This window comes from Aerococcaceae bacterium DSM 111021 (genome assembly GCA_020112395.1).
In the GTDB taxonomy this organism is placed as follows: domain Bacteria; phylum Bacillota; class Bacilli; order Lactobacillales; family Aerococcaceae; genus Ruoffia.
This window is the reverse complement of the sequence record JACCEK010000001.1, coordinates 874,733-893,446: the sequence shown is the minus strand read 5'-3', so window position 1 is coordinate 893,446 and position 18,714 is coordinate 874,733. Positions and strand designations below refer to the sequence as shown.

Here is an 18,714-nt window from a genome sequence, read left to right as displayed (position 1 = left end):
AGCCCAAATATGACAGAGGATAAGGTGGATGACAATATGTCTTTAGGTAAAGAAGCTGTAGGTCGAAAAGCGGCAGATTATGTCGAAGATGGGATGGTAGTTGGCTTTGGAACTGGATCAACTGCCTATTATTTTATAGATGAAGTTGGAAAAAGAATACAAGCTGGCGAACTGAATCATGTTGTTGGCGTAGCGACATCACGTCGTACGTTGACGCAGATGAAGTCTTTAGGCATTCCTAGCCGTTCGCTTGACGACGTTAACTTTATTGATTTACTTGTTGATGGTGCGGATGAAACCACACAAGATTTTAATGGAATTAAAGGTGGCGGAGGGGCTTTATTATACGAGAAGATTGTTGCGCAAAATAGCCGTCGTATTATCTGGATTGTCACTGAAGATAAGTTAGTGGACGCGTTAGGAAAATTCCCACTTCCAATAGAGATTGTCCAATTCGGTAGTTGGAAGTTATTCCGTACGTTTGACCAAGCAGGTATGAATCCAACATTTAGAAAATCAGGTGAAGATACGCTATTTATCACAGATTCAGGAAATTATATAATAGATTTACACTTAGATGAGATTCAAAATCCGCATCAACTTGCCTTTGAGTTAAGTAATATGGTTGGTGTTGTTGAACATGGTTTATTCTTAAATTACCCTGATACAATCTTATCAGGTGACGCTGAAGGAAATGTTCAAGAAATTAAACGAAATTAAATAGTGTCAGAAGAGGAGACAAGTTATGAGAGTAGTAGATATCATTGAAAAAAAACAAATGGGTAAAGCTTTAACCGAAGAAGAGATTCGTTTTATTGTTGAAGGATTTACTGATTCATCTATCCCAGATTACCAAGTGAGTGCATGGATGATGGCAATTTACTTCAAAGGAATGAATGAAGAAGAAGCGAGTCATTTGACTATGGCTATGGTTGAGAGTGGCGACCAAATCGACTTATCTGATATTGAAGGTGTCAAAGTAGATAAACATTCAACGGGTGGTGTTGGAGATACAACGACCATCGTACTCGCACCATTAGTAGCGAGCGCTGGTGTTCCAGTTGCTAAGATGAGTGGGCGTGGGTTAGGCCACACTGGTGGTACATTGGATAAATTCGAAGCAATTGATGGCTTTGAAATTGAAGTGCCTATTGAGAAATTTATCGAGCTTGTTAATAAGAACAAGGTAGCAGTTGTTGGTCAAACAGGTAATTTAGCGCCAGCTGATAAGAAAATGTACGGCTTACGCGATGTAACAAGTACGGTTCAATCGATTCCATTAATTGCGAGTTCAATTATGAGTAAAAAGATAGCATCAGGTGCTGATGCTATTGTTCTTGACGTTAAAGTCGGGGACGGTGCTTTCATGAAGACAGTTGAGCAAGCCTGTCAACTAGCTGAAACAATGGTTCAAATTGGTGAACAAGTAAACCGTAAGACTTTGGCTGTTATCTCAGATATGAGCCAGCCACTTGGCTTTGCGGTTGGGAACGCTTTAGAAGTTCAAGAAGCCATTGATACTTTAAGAGGCGAAGGACCAACTGACTTAACAGAGTTATGTCTCGTACTTGGTAGTCAAATGTTAATGGCAGCTAATAAAGTTGATACATTAGAAGAAGGAAAAACGTTATTACAAGAAAAAATTAATAATGGTGAAGCTTTAGAAACATTGCGTCATTTCATTGAACATCAAGGTGGTAATCCAGCTGTCGTTGATAACCCAGAATTACTCCCTCAAGCTAAATATCAAATTCCCATTGTTGCAGAACGAGACGGTGTAATTAGTGAGTGGATTGCTCATGAGGTAGGGATTGCATGTAGTATCCTTGGAGCTGGTCGCGAGAAGTATACAGACGATATCGATCCAGCTGTCGGTGTAGTATTGAAAGTAAAGGTTGGCGATAAAGTGAAAAAAGGTGATCCAGTTGTAGTCGTGCACTCAAACACTGAGAATATTGATGAGGTCAAAGAAAAATTGAACAATGCCTTTACCATTAGTGATCATAGTGACCCTATTCAACTGATTGTAGATACGATTAATCACGCTTAACAAAAAAGTAATATATAATACATCAAAAAACGTATGAAACAAGTTTGAACAATACTATAATCTAAACAAAAATTCCCACTTACTCAAAGTAGAGTAGGTGGGAATTTTTGCTTAGCGCTTGGCTAAATATTTATAATCAATCTCACGTAAATCTGCATAGTCACGCAGTGGACCACGAAGTAATAGTTGAGTTTGTTGTAATTCTTCAAGGTTACGACAGTTAAGTAATAGAAGCATGTGTTTGATTGCTTTTTCCCAGTCTAGAACAACCTGAGTTGCAGCTTCCACACCTTCCTGATGAACAGTTGAGAGTAACTTACCTGATAAACCAGTTGCTTTTGCTCCGAGTGCGATTGCTTTAACTATATCGTAATAAGTTCGAACGCCGCCACTTGCGAGAATGTTCACTTCTTTTTGTAATGATAGCGATTCTAATAAGGACTCCGGTGTTGTTTGTCCCCATTCTCCAAGTAAACTGTAATCGATTGTGTCTCGTCGATCGTTCTCGATATTGACGAAGTTAGTTCCGCCTCGACCACTTACATCGACATTTTTCACACCAAGCGATATTAATTCTTCGATTGTTTCTTTGCTCATACCAAAGCCAACTTCTTTAACAATGACTGGCACACCTAAATCTTTAACGATGTGATGAATGTTATCTTTCCACATTGAAAAGTCACGGTCACCTTCAGGCATAACGACTTCTTGCGGTGTATTTAAATGAATTTGTAAAGCATTCGCTTGAAGTAAATCAACAGCACGCTTGGCATTTTCTAAGTCATGATGCGCGCCTAAGTTTGCCATAACAAAGCCATTTGGGTTGTTTTTACGAATAATCGTGAATGAGTCTCTGACTTCAGGTTCTTTTAAAGCAACACTGACTGAACCTGAAGCCATCGCTAGCCCAGTTTCATGTGCAAGTTTTGACAGTGAATCATTGAACTGTCGAGTATATTTTGAGCCGCCAGTCATACCATTAATATAGAAAGGTAAGCGATGAGTTGTATTCGCCCAGTTAGTTGAAATATCGATATCATCAAATTTTACATCACTGAATGAATGATGCATAAAGCGAATATCATCGAACGGCGATGTATTTAATTTGTTTTGTTGTTCTAACGCTAAGTTCACATGATCATCTTTACGTTGTTGAGCAAGTGAAGGTTGAATATCTTTTGTCATAATTGCCTCCGATATTAAGTTGTTTCAATAGAGAAGGGCGGTGTCACTTGAAGCGGTAAAGCTACAATGTCCTCCAGTTCCCACTCTTTGATTAAAGCCTCAGTTGAGGCATCTTTATGGCCTATTGCAATACCACAGTCACCACCACCTGCACCAGAAGACTTAGCAGAGAAAGTGTATGGAAGAGCCGATTCAATAAATTGAGTCAGTTTAGTCGTTTCGATGTTAAGTTGATAGGCTTTAGCTAAGTCAATTAAAAGTTGACGATACGTTCGGATTTCTGTTTGAATTGTCGCTAGATTATTCTCATTAAAAGCAAACCTCATTCGCTCAACAGAAGTAGCAGCATTCTTTAAGAACAGGTTGAAAGCCTCGTCATGTTTTGTATATCTTTCTAATAATTGACCGACTAAATTATCAGTAGATGCAGGAGATTGAGTCCAACCAATTAATAACGCTAGATCATCTGGTACATTAAGTGATTCGATAATTAAATCAGGCCAATCTGTTAAAAGAATTATATCTACTGGAGTACCTGCTTCAACTTGATTCTTTAGCCACTGACGATCAAAGGATTGGTAATAGACCCATCCGCCTGTTGTGATTGTAGCAATATCTGCCAGACTACCATTAGATTTTGATAATGTTAAGGCGATTGCAGCTAATTTAAAGATTGTTTCGTTATCAAGAGCATTAACGCCATGAAAATTCAATAAACCTTTGATAGTCGCAACGACAATAGCACCGCTTGAACCTAAACCGAATTTTAAACCATCTTTATTAACTAAATCTGAATTAAAATGAATATTATAATTTGAAATAGGTATGTCTAAGCTATGTAATAGAGCTTCAGCGACATTCACAGCGTTTATAGCGTAATGCCAACTAGAAGATACATTTGAATCAACATGAAACTGACCATCTATCCTTACATACTCAAGTGGTGTTAATTCAGATAGATCAGTTGTTATTACACCTGCTTTGGTTTGTTGACTTGGCGTGACATTTGCAGTTAAAAACTGGTCAACGGCAATAATAATAGCAGGTTGTTTTGGAAAGAGAATAGCATATTCTCCCGTAATGAAAAGTTTTCCCGGAACCTTTACGGAACTAATCTCATTATTTGTTGTTTTTTTAAAAAGTGACTGAATAGTTAATTGTTTTGACAATGTCATCACTCCTAATTAATCTTGTGAGGGGATTTACCTGGTCCTGTAATCACTAGGCGGTCACTTGAAAAGTGTTTTTCAAAAGCTTCTTTAATTTGATCCGCCTGGCTCAAACGACAAATGACTTTAACATTAGGTCCCGCATCCATTGTAAAGTAACAATCAATTCCTGCTTCACGAAGTTCTCGAACAGTATTCATAGCGGTCAAAGACTCTGGCTCCCAATAAGTCATACTTGGATTTGCAGCAATAATAGTTGCATGCATCTTCATTGCATTATGTTCAGCAATTTGACCGATTGTTTTAATATCTTGTTCTTTGATTGCTGGAATTATTGCGTTTAAATCCTCAGCAACTGTTTCTGGCCAAAGTTTGTAGAACGGTGAAGTTTCAATTGTATGTTCCATCCCAACACGGCTACTTATTTTCTTTTGTTGTTTGTTTATCATTACAACAACCATTCCGATATCCCAATCTGCAGAATCAATCATCTCGGCGTAGCTCGAATCAGAATCATTGCCAATACCTTCATGCCACATTGTAAAACCACCGAATAGACTTCGAGTAGCACTTCCAGAACCACGACGAGCATAAGTTGACAACTCTTTATCTGAGAGTTGTGTCCCAAATAAATCATTACATGAACTAGCCAAAGCTGCAAAAGCTGAAGCTGAAGAAGCAAGTCCTGCTGCTGTGGGCACGTGATTGATACTCTTAACATGTACTGGGCGTTGAATACCAGATAAATCTCTAAACATATTAATAAAACGCGATACTTTATCTATCGCGTTTGCATCTTGTATTTGACCATCTAAGGTAAAAGTATCATGAATGGAATCGCGATTCCATTCCAAGGTTGTATCTGTGTAAAACTCTCCTAATGTCAATGAAAGACTGCTAGTCACTGGTAGAAACAACTCTTTATTTCGTTTTCCCCAATACTTAATTAAAGCAATGTTGGTATAAGCACGATACGTTGTTGTATCCATTTTTTCAGTTTGCATTATAAACCTCACTCTATATTGTTTTTAAATCTAATTCCCATGTTTTTGTAGCGCCAGCCTCACTCATTGCTTGTCGAATAAGTAATGCTTCTGCTTTGGTTTGTGCTAGGGCAATAACACACCCACCTAATCCACCACCAGTTAATTTAGCGCCTAAAGCACCAGCTAACCAAGCGGCATTCACAATGCGGTCGATGTGGGAATTTGAAATTTCTAATTGGTTTAAGTAATAATGATTATAAGTCATTAAGCGACCTAATTCATTGATGTTTTTTTCTTGAATGGCTTCAACAGATTGTTGGACGAAACCACCAATTGCACGCATTGCTGAGCGTATGAATTCTGGGCGTGCTTCTTTTAATTGTCTTACTTTACTCACAGCTGTTTTTGTCTGTCCTGGCATGTCACTATCAGCAACGATTAAGTAGGCATCTAGGTTAAGTCGAATAGGTTTGGCAGCTTTACTTTTTCGGTAAATCACTGGAGAGTTCGTGCTTGCTAGAAGTGTATCTAGTCCACTTGTCGATTCATGTGCAATCACTTCAGCTTGGTTTACGATAAAGTTAAGTTGATAATCTGAGATCGAGTGTTTGTAAAAGTTTGCTAAAGCACGAACAAGAGCTACACTCACAGCAGCAGATGAACCCATTCCACGACCTGATGGAATAGAACTATCTATTGTGATGTCCATCGGAGTAGAAGTAAGCTTTAAGCTATTCAAAGTGACTAGAATTGCTTGCTTTAGATTATCCAAAGTAATAGGAGCGTCGTCTAAAACGCCATCATAATATGAACTATGAATAAAAGATTGGTCTGATTGAGAAGGTGTAATGGTAACTGTTACATTCGCAGAGTTAAAAGGCAAGGCTATAGCAGGATAGTCATAGACAACCGCATGCTCTCCCATTAAGATAATTTTACTGTGTGCTGTACCAATCCCGATTTGTTGTAAATCATCTGAAGTAATTAATCCAGATTGTTGGTTATACTGCTTCGAAATATCCATTTTTTACCTCCAATCAATTTCCATATAATATGAATAAATATGTGTGTTTACATCTCTTTATTATTTTACATAAATACTGTTAGAATACAACCTTAAGTAACCGTATCCAGAAGAAATGATACGATATATAGTGGAAATCCAATGTGTTTAGAACTTAATTCTTTAAAAAGTAAGTATTAAAATCAAAAGAAATCAATTATCTATAAAACCCGAACATTAAATGGAAAAACATGGTTTTTTAACGCTATTTTATTGTGTATTGCTTTAAGCCGTGGTAAGATTCTAAAATTAATACACAATGATATTCAAACGTATTGATAACATAATTATATAATATTCTTTAGTATTTGCAAAGAATCGCTCTGACACTTTACTTATCTCTGTTTTGGCCGAGATAAGACAGGGATATAGGCTTGATTAGAAACATTAATGAAAATGTTTTCTTTCTAGTCTTTAAAGTACTCCTCGAGAGTGCTAAAATACTTATAATTAAAGTAAAGTCTGAGGAGTGGTTAATTGTCTACCGAATTATTTACACAATATTCAAGAGAAGAATGGGAACATTTTAATCGATTTGAAGGAACGTTAAAACCAATTGTAGGATTGGAAGAACTTGTTTCACTTAATGATCGATTATCTCAAGATGATGTGAAAGAGATTTATGTACCATTAGTCCATTATATTGATGTAATGCATAACAACAAAAAAAACTACGGTGAAGAACGTGATAAGTTCTTTAATATCATTGGACAGAAAAGTTCGTTTGAAACGAATACCTTTATGATAGGTGTATCTGGAAGTGTAGCAGTTGGCAAGAGTACATCAGCAAGAGTACTTCAACGCTTACTTGAAAAGTATTACCCAGATAAGCGAATTGGTTTAGTTACAACTGATGGTTTTCTATATCCCAATGCAGAATTAGAACGACGTGGTATAATGAAGCGTAAGGGATTCCCAGAAAGTTATGATATGCCTAGTTTAGTTGATTTTATGAGTAAGGTTAAAGTTGGGAAGGATAAAGTTGAGTACCCAACTTATTCGCATGAAATTTATGATATAGTTCCCGGAGAGATGCAAGTGATGAAAGAGCCGGATATCTTAATTGTTGAAGGGATTAATGCATTCCAATTACCAGAGAACCAACAAACATATATGAATGAGTTTTTTGATTTTTCAATTTATATTGATGCCGATCCACTTCATATAAAGAAATGGTTCATGGATCGATTCATAATGCATATGGAATCAGCTAAAGATGATCCGACAAACTACTTCTATGAAATCTCAAAATGGCCACAAGAAAAAGTGGAAGATTATGGAAATGAAATCTGGTATACAATTAACTTAACGAACTTAGTACAGCATATACAGCCTACACGAGGCCGTGCTGATGTTATCTTACATAAAGGGATTAATCATTCGATTGACAATGTTTACGTACGTAAATATTGATTAAAAAGGAGAATAGCATGGAAACAAATTTATTAGATATTGAAAAAATCGTCGTATTAGACTTTGGAAGTCAATACAACCAATTAATTACAAGACGTATCCGTGAATTTGGAGTGTTCAGTGAATTATTACCAAATGACACAACAGCTGAAGAAATTAAAGCTATGGATGGGGTAAAAGGAATTATCTTGTCAGGTGGGCCACATAGTGTGTATGCACCAGGTTCTTTTGACATTGATCCCGCGATCTATGACTTAGATCTTCCAATATTTGGAATTTGTTATGGAATGCAATTAACAACGAAGTTCTTTGGTGGTGAAGTGCAAAGCTCAAATAAACGTGAATATGGCCAAATGCCAATTCATATTAGCAACACAGAGTCAGGGATATTTGAAGATTTATCAAAAACTGAGAATGTCTTAATGAGTCATTCAGACTTAATTACTAGAGCACCAGAAGGATTCACTATTACTGCAAGTAATGAAAGCACACCGATTGCTGCGTTTGAGAATACGGAACGACAAATCTATGGTGTTCAGTTTCACCCAGAAGTTCGAGCAAGTGAACGTGGAAATGATATGCTACGTAACTTTATCTTCAATATTTGTAATGTATCCGGCGAATGGTCAATGGAGAACTTTATCGACATTGAAATTGCTAAAGTACGAGAGCTTGTAGGAGACCGCAAAGTGCTATTAGCTTTATCAGGAGGAGTAGACTCAAGTGTTGTAGGAGTTCTTCTTCAAAAAGCAATTGGCGAGCAATTAGTGTGTATCTTTGTTGACCATGGTTTGCTTCGTAAAAATGAAGGAGATCACGTTATGGCTGCCTTAGAAGAATTCGGATTAAATATCATACGCATTGATGCTAAAGACCGCTTCTTCACAAAGTTAGCAGGCGTAAGTGATCCAGAAGAAAAACGTAAAATTATCGGAAACGAATTTATTTATGTCTTTGATGATGAAGCGACTAAATTAGAAGGTATCGACTTCTTAGCTCAAGGTACGCTTTATACAGATATTATTGAATCTGGTACTAAAACTGCTCAAACGATTAAATCTCACCACAACGTGGGTGGATTACCTGAAGACATGCAATTCGAATTAATCGAACCTTTGAATACATTATTCAAAGATGAAGTACGTGCTTTAGGTACTGCTTTAGGTATGCCAGATTCAATTGTTTGGCGTCAGCCATTCCCAGGACCAGGACTTGGTATCCGTGTCTTAGGTGAAATCACTGAAGAAAAAGTAGAAATCGTCCGCGAATCAGATGCAATTCTACGTGAAGAAATTGCTAAACACGGTTTAGACCGCGATATTTGGCAATACTTTACGACATTACCAAACGTTAAAAGTGTTGGAGTTATGGGAGATACCCGTACGTATGACCACATGGTTGGAATTCGAGCTGTAACTTCTATTGATGGTATGACAAGTGAGTTCGCAAGAATTCCGTGGGATATTTTACATGAGATTAGTAAGCGTATTGTTAACGAAATTCCTCATGTTAACCGTGTAGTGTATGATGTAACGGGTAAACCACCTTCGACAATTGAGTGGGAGTAAAATAAAATTTAAACCCCACTACTAGTAACAAGTCAAAAAAGCTACGAGCCTTTTAATCTAAAGGTTCGTAGCTTTTTTTGTATGGAGCGGTATCAATCATGATGAGCATAAACCGAATTAAATATCTATCAATTTATAGACAAGAGGTCAATATTCCAATTAATTGACAAATATAAAATGCTAAACATAATTGATGGAATCTTGTCTAGACAATAAAGTAGTACAGATTAATGGACCAAATGAAACAGGAGAAAACACTTGTTTTTTGATAAAAGAGAAGTCAAAATACCTAGGTTTGTAAGGAGCTTTTTTATTAATAACTTATAAAAAAAATTCATAAAGGCTTAAATGTCAAGTTTCTCTTGTATTTAAAATTTAAAGTGATAATATCATACATGAGTTATTTTTAGAAAAATTTATGTAGGGAGATTATTAGAATGACAGACGGAAAAACTAAAATTAGTACAGCTGCACTAAAAGTTATGGCAGGATGGGATATCGATACAATTTATGGTATTCCTTCAGGAACTTTGGCTCCATTAATGGAAGCTTTAGGTGAGCAAGAAGATACAGACATTAAATTTATTCAAGTAAAACACGAAGAAGTAGGGGCAATGGCTGCCGTTATGCAATCAAAATTCGGTGGTAAATTAGGTGTGTGTGTTGGATCAGGTGGACCAGGTGCGTCTCATTTAATCAATGGACTTTACGATGCAGCTATGGATAATACGCCAGTATTAGCTATCTTAGGATCTCGTCCATTAAAAGAATTAAACATGGATGCTTTCCAAGAACTAAACCAAATTCCAATGTTCGCAGACATTGCAGTATATAACCGCCGTGTTGCATATGCTGAACAATTACCAAAATTAGTTGACGAAGCTATTCGTACTGCTATCGCTAAACGTGGAGTTGCTGTACTAGAAGTACCTGGTGACTTTGGTTTCCACGAAATTGATAACGATGCATTCTATTCAACTGGTCATAGCTACCGTGATTACGTTTCATCTGCAATTAATGAAGCAGACATCGATGCTGCTGTTGAATTATTAAACAACTCAGATCGTACTGTAATTTATGCAGGTATCGGAACTATGGGACATGGTCCAGCAGTTCAAGAACTATCTCGTAAACTTAAAGCACCAGTTATTACTACAGGTAAAAACTTCGAAACATTCGAATGGGACTTTGAAGGTTTAACTGGTTCTACTTACCGTGTAGGTTGGAAACCAGCTAACGAAGCTGTTAAAGAAGCAGATACAGTATTATTCGTTGGTTCGAACTTCCCATTTGCTGAAATAGAAGGTACTTTCTCAAACATTAAAAACTTCATCCAAATTGACAACAACCCAGTGATGCTTGGTAAACGCCACGATGCAGATGTTGCAATTCTTGGTGATGCTGGTGAAGCAGTTCACTCATTATTAGAAAAAGTAACAGCTGTTGAAGAATCAGCATGGTGGAACGCTAACCTTAAGAACATTGAAAACTGGCGTGAATACATGAACAAGTTAGAGCAAAAAGAATCTGGTGCTCTACAACTTTATCAAGTGTACAATGCTATTAACAAACACGCTGACGAAGATGCTATCTACTCAATCGATGTTGGTAACTCAACTCAAACATCTATTCGTCACTTACACATGACACCTAAGAACATGTGGAGAACATCTCCATTATTCGCATCAATGGGTATCGCAATACCTGGTGGGATTGCGGCTAAGAATGTTTATCCTGATCGTCAAGCTTGGAACTTAATGGGAGACGGCGCGTATTCTATGAATTATCCAGATGTTGTTACTAACGTAAGCTACAACATGCCAGTAATCAACGTAGTATTCACGAATACTGAGTACGGCTTCATCAAAACAAATATGAAGATACGAACACGAACACGTTTGGTACTGAGTTTACAGATGTGGACTACGCTAAAATTGCGGATGCACAAGGTGCAGTTGGTTTCACAGTAAGCCGTATCGAAGATATGGATCAAGTAATGGCTGATGCTGTTAAAGCATACAAAGAAGGTAATACTGTTGTAATTGACGCGAAGATTACTAAAGATCGTCCAATTCCAGTGGAAACATTGAAATTAGATGCTTCAATTTACAGTGCAGAAGAAATTAAAGCTTATAAAGAGAAATATGAAGCAGAAGATTTAGTACCATTCAGTGAATACTTAAAAGCTGAAGGATTAGATTCTAAAGTAGCTAAATAATTTTCTGAAATAATAGATTAATGATTAAAAGATGAGTCGCTTGTTGAGGCGATTCATCTTTTTTTCTTTTTTCTTAATTAATTGGTAAAATATAAAGTTGGAAATGTTGATGACACATTGAAAAATCAGATTTCTGCTACTGAGACACCACATAATAAGATTAATTTTTTGGGATCAAGTTTTTTAATAAGTAATAGTGTTTTCAGTAAGTTAATTTTGTCATTATTCTAATTATAAGATAAAATAATAAAAGCGGTTACAACAAATTCGCTATCAATTTAGAGTAGTAAGTGAAAATATTTTTCCTGAGAGAAGAATATTTTATATTGAGAGGAAGATTCAATGTATATTGCAAATGAACAACGATACGAGAAAATGATTTATAACCGTGTTGGTAATAGTGGCTTAAAATTACCAGCAATTTCGCTTGGTTTATGGCATAACTTTGGAGATGTAGATTCTTTAAGCAATCAACGTGAAATTATTCATGGGGCCTTTGATATGGGAATTACGCATTTTGATTTAGCAAACAATTACGGTCCACCAGCGGGTAGTGCTGAGATTAATTTTGGACGTATATTAAAAGAGGATTTAAAATCATATCGTGATGAATTAATTATCTCATCGAAAGCTGGTTACTATATGTGGCCGGGACCTTATGATGAGTGGGGTTCTAAGAAAAACATCATTGCAAGTTGTGATCAAAGTTTAAAACGGCTTGAGTTAGATTATGTAGATATCTTCTATCATCACCGTCCAGACAGTGACACGCCGTTAACAGAAACAGCACATGCATTGGACTTACTTGTGCGACAAGGAAAAGCTTTGTATGTGGGTATTTCGAACTATTCTGCAGAAGATACGAAGAAAATGACTCATATTCTAAAAGCGCAAGGTACACCTTTTGTTATCCATCAACCCAGTTACAGTATGTTTAATCGTTGGGTTGAAGATGGCTTAAAAGATGTGTTAGTTGAAGAAGAATTAGGCGCGATTGCTTTCAGTCCTTTATCTCAAGACTTATTAACAAATCGTTACTTAAATGGCGTGCCAGAAGATTCTCGTGCACATCGAAGTGACAGTCCGTTCCTATCTGAAGAGAATGTTGCTTCAATGATTGATAAAGTGAGAAAACTGAATGATATTGCATCGCAACGTGGTCAAAGTCTAGCAGAGATGACGATAGCCTGGATTTTACGTGATGTTATCATTACGAGTGTTCTAGTAGGCGCAAGCCGTTTGAGCCAGTTACAAAGTAACGTGAAAGCATTAGATAATTTAGACTTTAGCAAAGAAGAATTGGCTATGATTGAAGCGGTTATAAATTAAACTGAATTGTATTAGCTCTTAAGAGTTAATGAAAACCGTCGAGCAAACCTGATAAATGTGGTTTGCTCGACGGTTTGTTTCTTGTAGTCTAGATAACTATTTAGTGGATAGAAATTTTTGGAGATTATATCTATTCGTGTTATAATTAATTATATCAAATAGCCCAAGTGGCTATTTGTGCGATACCTCATTCCCCTAGCTGTGGTGGCTTGTGGGAGTGAGGTATTTTTTTATTGAGAAAAGTTCGAGAATGACTCAGAAAGATGAGAGTTTCATCAAACAGTGTCGTTTAGTAGAAAAATATTTATTCTTTGTAAGGCTTAAGTTAAATGGTTCAAATAATGTTTTATATCTTGATCATTTTTAATAAAGACCACTTTGTTTTTATAGTCAGAAAGTACAGATAAAATTTCTGGCTTACTTTTATGCTCAAATACTGTGTTATAATTATACAAAAATTTTAGAATTTTCAATGAAGGTTTATAATTGGCTTTTTCAACACCAAATTTTTGTTTGATAAAGCGATGGATAATTCGCCATCTTCTTTTTAGTAAGCTTATGTCTAGAAATATAATTTGATCAGCCTCTTCAAGTGATTTAGAAATCCATTTATGATGAACACCTTCTATAATCCAAGATTGAGTATTTACGATTTCCTGTAAATACAAATCTCTATCATAATCAGTTCGCTTTTTATCGCCAGAAGCGAGTCGTATCCAAACAACATTATCCAATTCAAAGTGGGGAACATTTAACTGCTCTGAAATCATTTTAGCAAGAGTCGTTTTTCCGCTTCCGATAGACCCGATTATGTGGATCTTATAACTCATCCAAAACTCTCCCCAACATCTCCGGATTATCTGTCATAATCCCATCCACATCTTTACGGATCAACTCACGCATGGTTGCTTCATCATTAATCGTCCAATAATAGACAGCGATACCACGTTTACGAGAACCTTCAATGATATTCTTTTGAGTAAGGTCTAAGCCATGCTGTTCAAGAGGTAGTTGGAAAGCTTCAGCATCCGTATGCGCAATGCCATTGAGCTTAAGCATCATCTTCGTTAAGTAAGAAGTTGCTTCGCTTTCACCCGCACCAATCGCAACGCGACCTTCTGATATCTCTTTGAATCGCTGATTAATCTTATGATCAAAGCTTGCGACAATCACTTTATCTTCCATATGATATTGTTGGATTAATCGCCACATTTCTTGAATCATTTCTTCATAAAGAGCGGGATTATTCGTATCTTTTAATTCTATAACAGCTTTTTTGCGCGGGAAGAGTAAGAAAATTTCTTCAACTGTTGCTAATTGGACAGTTTGTCCTTGATAAGGATGGTTGCCATCAGAATCAATAAATTTTGCTCCAGCATCTAAAGATTTTATGTCTTCGAGAGTCATCTCATTAATATAGCCTGTGCCAGTTGTAATACGGTCGACGGTTGGATCGTGACTCGCTATAAGATGTCCGTCTTTCGTAATATGTACATCGTATTCAAACATATCCGCTCCAGCTTCGTCCGCTTTAGCAAATGCTTCAAGCGTTTCCTCGGGTGCTAAGGCTGCGCCACCTCTATGAGCAATGTTATAAGGTCTAGTTCGGTTCTTTTCAAAAAACGGCATTGCTTCGTCAGATTGTGGCCATGCATAAATTGCATACCAGATGGGTGCTAAAAGACTACCAATACCTAAAGCTTTCCTCATTAAAGATTTCATTATGGCCTCCCAAATTTTATTTATTTAATTATATCAAATAAATATATGAGTAAGTAGCTGGAAGATTAATTCAAGTGAAATGGGCATAAATTAAGTTTGAATTTTATCTAATATTGATAGGTATAAAAAATACTCATTTAGCACCCAATGACTGTTGACAGACACTGATAGCTATCGCTATTATAAAGGATGAACTTATTAAGTTGAATAATACATATAAGAAATGAGGATATCATGTTTCAAATATTTAAAAAATTAAGCTGGTTCTTCAAACTGAGATGGAAGACTTATACACTTGCAATTAGTGGTTTGATTGCTTGTGCTTTATTATCTGCATCCATTCCTTTAATTATTGGGAATCTAGTTGATGAGATGGCAAGGGGTAGTATTACTTGGACGAGTTTAACGCAACAAACTGGCTTGTTACTTATTATTGGATTGGTTATGTACGGTTTACGCTATATGTGGCGTAGTAATTTATTCGGAAATTCAACATTATTAGAAGCGATTATGCGAAATCGTTTGTTTGATCATTTTACTAAGATGGATCAGAAGTTTTATGGTGAATATCGAACTGGAGACTTAATGGCCCATGCAACCAATGACTTAGCGGCTTTACGCTTTGTTGCTGGTGGGGGGATTATTACCTTAACTGACTCTCTTTCCATTACAGTCGTAACATTATTTTCAATGTTATTTATCATTGACTGGCAATTAACATTGCTTACTATCATACCTTTTCCATTATTAATTTTTGTAGCCCATTATCTTGGGAAGTTAATTAATAAGTATTTTCGTGGCTCACTTCAATCATTCTCACAAATGAATGACCATGTACAAGAAAGTGTATCGGGGATGAAAGTTATTAAAGCTTTTGGTGAAGAGGAAGACGATTACCGAGATTTTGTTAAAGAAACAGATAATGTGGTTGAGAAGAATAAGAAAGTATTCCGAATTGATTCGGCCTATACACCTGTGATTGATGTTATTACCGGATTAACTTATGTATTAACAATTATCTTTGGGACATACTTTATTCAAAATGGTCGAATTACGTTAGGGGATTTAATTGCTTACTTAAGTTATCTAGGTAATATGACGTGGCCATTACTTGCGGTAGGACGTTTAGTCAATACGATGGAGCGTGGGAATGCGAGTTATGACCGAGTTACTGAATTGCTATCAGCGAAAGCAACTGTTGTTAATGCGCCAAATCCTGTTAAAGGTTTAGAGTATGACAATTTAAAAGTTGATATTGATTCATTCAGCTACCCAGACTCAGATGTAATCATCCTTAAAGATATTCACTTTGAATTAAAAGAAGGGGATACTTTAGGAATCGTTGGACGAACAGGATCTGGAAAGAGTTCACTTTTTAACTTACTGGTACGTAATTTTGACGTTAAAGTTGGTGAAATTCTGATTGATGATACACCGTTGAGTAAGATTGATATGATAGAATTAAATGAACGCGTAGGTTACATATCACAAAATAATTTACTATTTTCAACAACTGTTCGTGAGAATATTCGTTTTGGTCGACCGGACATGTCTCAAGAAGAAGTGGAATACTATGCGAAAATTGCGGATGTTCATGAAGATATCTTAGAGTTCTCAGAAGGTTATGACACTTTAGTTGGGGAACGAGGAGTGAGTCTATCTGGAGGGCAGAAGCAACGCATCTCCATAGCCCGTACACTTGCTATGAATCCCAAAATATTAATTATGGATGATGGGCTATCGGCAGTAGATGCTAAAACTGAACAAAGAATTTTATCAAATTTACGTAAATTCCGTAAGAGTGGTATTACAATTATAGCGACTCACCGGATTAGTTCGATTATGCGTTCGAATGAAATTCTTGTTCTAGACCAAGGACATATTAGTGAAAGAGGTTCACACGAGGAATTATTAACTCAAGCAGGATGGTACGATAATATGTTCCGCCAACAACAATTGGACCAAAAAATTTCAGAAAGTGGTGAAGTAGATGAGTAATACGAAACAAAGGAAAACAAACTTCTCACTGAAAGAACAATGGGGTATTTTACGTTACCTATTCTCGTTTGCGAAGTCAGAAATTAAATGGTTTATTGTTTCAATTGTGATGATGACTTTTGCCTCTGCTTTATCAGCTTACTTACCAATTATTATTCAACAATATATAGATGATTACTTATCAACAAGTTCAGCAACAATACAAGTAACATTACAAGTTGCAGGAACTTATTTAGTCCTATTATTTCTAAGAATGATTATAGTTTATCTTAAAGATTTTACATTCAAATTAGCTTCTGAACATACGGTAGCGAATATGCGTAATAATATTTACCGCAAATTAGGGACGTTGAGTTTAGATTACTTTAACAAAACGCCAAATGGTGAAGTTGTATCTCGCGTAACCAACGATACAGAAACAATTAAAGAATTTTGGAATGTCTTCTTGACATTCTTTGATGGCTTTATTAATGCGACAATGATAGCTGTTGCAATGTTTTCTTTGAGTGCATCTATGTCTTGGGTGTTCATGGCCTTTATCCCGGTGGTTTTTGTATTAATATATGTATACCAAAAGATTAGTACGGTTATTTACAGGCGGATGCGACAAGCTTTAAGTAAAGTGAATGCTAGGTTAAGTGAGTCAACTATGGGAATGTGGCTGATTCAACAGTTTAACCAAACTGAGCGAATGAAAGAAGAATTTGATGAGGTCAATCAAGAATACTTAATGGCGAGAACGAATATGTTCAAGATGAATGCGATACTATTAATGCCAGCGATTAATTTGATTGAACAAATTGTTTTAGTCATTGTTATTTGGATCTTTGCTTCGCAACTCATTGCTGGATCTCTCGTTGATATAGGAATTATTTACGCTTTTACATCTTATTCGAAGTCATTTTTCCACCCAATTGGAGGGATGCTAGACAGCTTGAGCATTTATCAAGATGGACTCGTATCGGCTTCACGAGGCATGGCTTTACTGGATGATGACAATACTGAGCCTATACCTACATCAGATGCAATGGACACTCAAATTACTGGGCAAATTAATATCGATGATTTATATTTCTCATATGATGGTGAACATAATGTATTGAAAGATATTGAGTTAGAAGTGGCACCGGGAGAAATGATTGCTATTGTGGGCCATACTGGTTCCGGAAAGAGTACAATCATCAACTTATTGATGCGCTTCTATGAGTATCAAGAAGGTATTATCTCTGTCGATAAACAAGATATTCGTAATCATTCAAAGAAAAGCATCCGCTCTCAGATAGGGCTTGTACAACAAGATGCATTCATGTTTTATGGTGACTTCTTTGATAACATTCGCTTACATGGGAATTACACAGATGAAGAAGTGATTGATGCTGCCAAATTTACAGGAGCTGATCATTTTATCAATACTTTAGAAGAAGGGTATCATTCTCCAATTAGTGAAGGTGGATCGTCATTATCAGCGGGTCAGAAGCAATTGATTAACATTGCGCGGACAATCATTCGTAACCCTCGTATTCTGATATTAGATGAAGCGACTGCCAATATTGATACAGAAACAGAACAATATATTCAACAAAGTCTTGAGAAGATACGAGAGCAAGCAACGTTAATTGTTATTGCTCACCGTCTTTCAACAATCAAGAATGCAGATAAAATTTATGTCTTACATAAAGGACGTGTCATTGAAAAAGGCCGTCATGATGAATTAATTGAATTGGAAGGTACGTATTACGATATGTATCGACTTCAATCATTACAAGAAGAAGCATAATAAAAAAGCAAAGTGAACTTCGGCGCACTTTGCTTTTTTATTATGAAATTATCTTTTAAATAGACAATAGCCCTCTCTGTGAAGAGAAGGCTACCTAACTAGTCAATATTATTATTCTAAAGTTCTTGCTTAACTATTACTTAAAATTAATTCTTTCTCATTTAAACGATATATTCCCATAACCTCTAATATATCCTTGTAACCCTTTAGTTACGCCAGTTTGATTAAATTTCATC

General features: G+C 36.3%; 13 protein-coding genes and 1 pseudogene. 8 read left to right on the top strand and 6 right to left on the bottom strand.

The window, feature by feature from the left end; translation table 11 throughout:
- The first annotated feature begins 36 nt into the window (after nucleotides 1–36).
- Together rpiA and HYQ40_04045 are read left to right on the top strand one after the other, a co-directional pair.
- A complete protein-coding gene (gene rpiA / locus HYQ40_04050) occupies nucleotides 37–720 on the top strand; it encodes a ribose-5-phosphate isomerase RpiA (protein MBZ6526937.1) in 684 nt (227 codons plus the stop codon).
- A gap of 25 nt (nucleotides 721–745) precedes the next feature.
- Nucleotides 746–2,050, top strand: a complete 1,305-nt coding sequence (locus HYQ40_04045; protein MBZ6526936.1) for a pyrimidine-nucleoside phosphorylase — start codon at nucleotides 746–748, stop codon at nucleotides 2,048–2,050.
- A 111-nt stretch (nucleotides 2,051–2,161) separates the two neighbouring features.
- Here HYQ40_04045 and HYQ40_04040 read toward each other — a convergent pair whose 3' ends face one another.
- The 4 genes from HYQ40_04040 to mvk are packed head-to-tail and all read right to left on the bottom strand — an operon-like array spanning nucleotide 2,162 to nucleotide 6,414.
- Nucleotides 2,162–3,235 (bottom strand): type 2 isopentenyl-diphosphate Delta-isomerase, encoded by a 1,074-nt coding sequence (locus tag HYQ40_04040; GenBank protein MBZ6526935.1) that lies wholly within the window; start codon nucleotides 3,233–3,235, stop codon nucleotides 2,162–2,164.
- A 14-nt stretch (nucleotides 3,236–3,249) separates the two neighbouring features.
- The gene (locus HYQ40_04035) at nucleotides 3,250–4,404 is read right to left on the bottom strand and encodes a phosphomevalonate kinase (GenBank protein ID MBZ6526934.1); all 1,155 of its coding nucleotides are present in this window, start codon (nucleotides 4,402–4,404) and stop codon (nucleotides 3,250–3,252) included.
- Between the two features lie 11 nt (nucleotides 4,405–4,415).
- Nucleotides 4,416–5,393: a diphosphomevalonate decarboxylase gene (mvaD, locus tag HYQ40_04030; protein ID MBZ6526933.1), complete on the bottom strand. Its 978-nt coding sequence runs from the start codon at nucleotides 5,391–5,393 to the stop codon at nucleotides 4,416–4,418.
- Between the two features lie 28 nt (nucleotides 5,394–5,421).
- Nucleotides 5,422–6,414 carry a mevalonate kinase gene (gene mvk, locus HYQ40_04025; GenBank protein ID MBZ6526932.1) on the bottom strand — a complete coding sequence of 331 codons (993 nt, stop codon included), beginning with the start codon at nucleotides 6,412–6,414 and terminating at the stop codon, nucleotides 5,422–5,424.
- Between the two features lie 516 nt (nucleotides 6,415–6,930).
- Between mvk and HYQ40_04020 the strand changes: the two genes are divergently transcribed.
- From HYQ40_04020 to HYQ40_04005, 4 genes and pseudogenes are all read left to right on the top strand, one after another.
- Complete coding sequence (locus HYQ40_04020; GenBank protein ID MBZ6526931.1) at nucleotides 6,931–7,866, top strand: type I pantothenate kinase; 936 nt, start codon at nucleotides 6,931–6,933, stop codon at nucleotides 7,864–7,866.
- Between the two features lie 17 nt (nucleotides 7,867–7,883).
- A complete protein-coding gene (gene guaA, locus HYQ40_04015) occupies nucleotides 7,884–9,434 on the top strand; it encodes a glutamine-hydrolyzing GMP synthase (protein ID MBZ6526930.1) in 1,551 nt (516 codons plus the stop codon).
- A gap of 437 nt (nucleotides 9,435–9,871) precedes the next feature.
- A pseudogene (gene spxB, locus HYQ40_04010) lies at nucleotides 9,872–11,652 on the top strand (pyruvate oxidase).
- Nucleotides 11,653–11,994: 342 nt separating this feature from the next.
- Entirely contained in the window at nucleotides 11,995–12,981 is a 987-nt protein-coding gene (locus tag HYQ40_04005; protein MBZ6526929.1) for an aldo/keto reductase, read from the top strand.
- A gap of 320 nt (nucleotides 12,982–13,301) precedes the next feature.
- Here the strand turns inward: HYQ40_04005 and HYQ40_04000 are convergent, their stop codons facing one another.
- Both HYQ40_04000 and HYQ40_03995 read right to left on the bottom strand, forming a co-directional pair.
- Complete coding sequence (locus HYQ40_04000; GenBank protein ID MBZ6526928.1) at nucleotides 13,302–13,811, bottom strand: deoxynucleoside kinase; 510 nt, start codon at nucleotides 13,809–13,811, stop codon at nucleotides 13,302–13,304.
- Entirely contained in the window at nucleotides 13,801–14,703 is a 903-nt protein-coding gene (locus HYQ40_03995) for a glycerophosphodiester phosphodiesterase (GenBank protein ID MBZ6526927.1), read from the bottom strand. The genes HYQ40_04000 and HYQ40_03995 overlap by 11 nt, the downstream gene beginning before the upstream one ends.
- A 234-nt stretch (nucleotides 14,704–14,937) precedes the next feature.
- Here HYQ40_03995 and HYQ40_03990 point away from each other — a divergent pair, with 234 nt between their 5' ends.
- Nucleotides 14,938–16,701 (top strand): ATP-binding cassette domain-containing protein, encoded by a 1,764-nt coding sequence (locus tag HYQ40_03990; GenBank protein ID MBZ6526926.1) that lies wholly within the window; start codon nucleotides 14,938–14,940, stop codon nucleotides 16,699–16,701.
- Complete coding sequence (locus tag HYQ40_03985; GenBank protein ID MBZ6526925.1) at nucleotides 16,694–18,478, top strand: ABC transporter ATP-binding protein; 1,785 nt, start codon at nucleotides 16,694–16,696, stop codon at nucleotides 18,476–18,478. Before HYQ40_03990 ends, HYQ40_03985 begins: the two co-directional genes overlap by 8 nt.
- Nucleotides 18,479–18,714 lie beyond the last annotated feature (236 nt).